Source organism: Paenarthrobacter sp. NPDC092416, assembly GCF_044755025.1.
In the GTDB taxonomy this organism is placed as follows: Bacteria; Actinomycetota; Actinomycetes; order Actinomycetales; family Micrococcaceae; genus Arthrobacter.
Genome location: NZ_JBIVQG010000044.1, coordinates 1 through 1,189 on the forward strand (window position 1 = coordinate 1; position 1,189 = coordinate 1,189).

The 1,189-nt window shown below is 64.3% G+C and carries 1 protein-coding gene; it reads right to left on the reverse strand.

Annotated features, from left to right (window positions below):
* Positions 1-45: 45 nt before the first annotated feature.
* Positions 46-1,137: an isocitrate/isopropylmalate dehydrogenase family protein gene (locus ACIQC5_RS24260; protein ID WP_400287782.1), complete on the reverse strand. Its 1,092-nt coding sequence runs from the start codon at positions 1,135-1,137 to the stop codon at positions 46-48.
* Positions 1,138-1,189 lie beyond the last annotated feature (52 nt).

The following is a 1,189-nucleotide window of genomic DNA, read 5'->3' on the forward strand; positions in this document are numbered from 1 at the left end:
GCCGGGCGGGGTGGTTTGTTCCCGCCCGGCGTGTGGGTGGTGTGGTTAGACGTGGGCGACGGTGGTGACGCGGGTGGCGACGGCGTCGGCGAAGTCGCTGGTGCCGGCGGTGCCGCCCATGTCTTTGGTGGTGGTGCCGTCCAGGACGGTCGCTTCGATGGCTTTTTCGACCAGTTCGGCGGCTTGGAGGACTTTCTGGTCGTCGAACTTCGCGCCGAGCCAGCGCAGGAGCATGGCGGAGGAGAGGATCATCGCGATGGGGTTGGCGATGTTCTTTCCGGCGATGTCCGGGGCGGAGCCGTGGGAGGCCTGGGCCATGGCGTGGGTGTCGGAGGAGTTGATCGAGGGTGCGATGCCCAGGGATCCGGCGACTTCACCGGCGAGGTCCGAGAGGATGTCGCCGAACATGTTTTCGGTGACGATGACGTCGAACTTGTTGGCGCGGCGGACCAGGTGCACGGTCATGGCGTCGATGTGGAAGTCGTTGACGGTGACGTCGGGGTATTGCTGTGCGACTTCCTTGCAGACGTCGCGGAACAGGCCGGTGGTCATTTTCAGGACGTTGGCTTTGTGGACGATGGTCAGTTGCTTGGTCCGGGACTGGGCGAGCTGGAACGCGGAGTGGGCGATGCGTTCGGTGGCGGCGCGGGTGATGATGCCGTGCATGATCGCTACGTCCGGGGTGGGCATGAACTCGCCGGTGCCGGCGAAGGTGTTCCGGTCGGCGTAGAAGCCTTCGGTGTTTTCACGCACGATGACCAGGTCGGTGCCTTCAACGATGGCGTTTCCGCCGGGGAAGGCCTTGGAGGGGCGGATGTTGGCGAAGAGTCCGAAGTGTTTGCGGATGGTGCCCGAGGGGTTCAGTGCGGACTTGTGCGGTTCGGGGTAGGAAGCGCTGTCGTGCGGGCCCAGGAGCCAGCCGTCGACGTCGGCGAGGGCTTGGAGGGTTTCGGCCGGGACGGCGGTGCCATGGGTGTCGATCGCTTCACGGCCCAGGGGCAGTTCGGTCCAGTCGATGGCCGGCGCTCCGGCAGCGGCCATCGCGGCGTCAAGGATCTTCACGGAAGCGGGAACGATTTCCGGGCCGATGCCATCGCCGTTCAGAACTGCCAATCGGTACTGCTTGGATGTAGTCACGGTATTTCCTTTTCTTTATAACCAGGTCTCGTTGACGGACCAGGAATCAGTG